Below are 859 nucleotides of genomic sequence, written 5' to 3' on the forward strand. Positions count from 1 at the left end.
ACGATGGACTTCCAAGTCCGTCGTGCTGGCGTCTTCGACGGGCTAGGAAGCCCGTCGTACGGATTTTGACGCCTGTCGAGGGGCGTTCTTCGCCCAAGGAAACGATCGGCCGCGAACCTGAAAGCGGGTGCGGGTGTCTCCGGGGCGACTCGGGCTTTTTTAGCTCACCAGCTTTTTCAACTTGCCGGGTGCTGTTTCCCGTTGCGTTTGCGTCTGGAAAGACCAAACTGGTGGCACGAAAACCGCTGCCGGGAACTCACGTTCCGTCCGATCGCGAATCGAACGCGTTTCGGGACGTGATGAATCGCTAGCGGCTGAAGACTCGTTTCCCTCCCCACTTTGTTTCTCCGTCTCCTGACCACTCATGTTTGATTGCGTTGCACTCGTCGGTGCCACCGGTGCCGTTGGCCGAATCGTTCTGGACCAGCTCCACGCTCGCAAGTTCCCCATGCGGAAACTGCGTTTGCTTGCCTCGGCTCGCAGCGCCGGCACCCAAGTTCGTTACGGCGACGAAATGCTGACCGTCGAGCTGATGGAACCATCCGCCTTTGAAGGCGTCGACTTGGTCATCGCTAGCACGCCCGATGAGGTCTCCGCTGAGTTCACGCCTTGGGCGGTCAAAGCCGGCGCGATCGTGGTCGACGAGAGTGCGTATTGGCGGATGGACCCAACCGTCCCGTTGATCGTCCCCGAAGTGAACCCCGAAGCGGTCGATGGTCACCAAGGCGTCATCGCCAGCCCCAACTGCAGCACGACTCAGATGGTCGTTGCACTCGCTCCGCTGCACAAAGCCGTTGGCATTCGCCGGGTCATCGTCAGCACCTACCAAGCGACCAGTGGAGCTGGCTTGGCTGGCAAC

At 60.5% G+C, this 859-nt stretch carries 1 protein-coding gene; it reads left to right on the plus strand.

The window, feature by feature from the left end; translation table 11 throughout:
- Nucleotides 1-364 precede the first annotated feature (364 nt).
- On the plus strand, nucleotides 365-859 hold a 495-nt coding region (locus B2R17_RS27795), incomplete at its 3' end, for an aspartate-semialdehyde dehydrogenase (RefSeq protein ID WP_286766561.1).

The sequence above is a fragment of the Rhodopirellula sp. UBA1907 genome (genome assembly GCF_002337565.1).
Taxonomy (GTDB): domain Bacteria; phylum Planctomycetota; class Planctomycetia; order Pirellulales; family Pirellulaceae; genus Rhodopirellula; species Rhodopirellula europaea.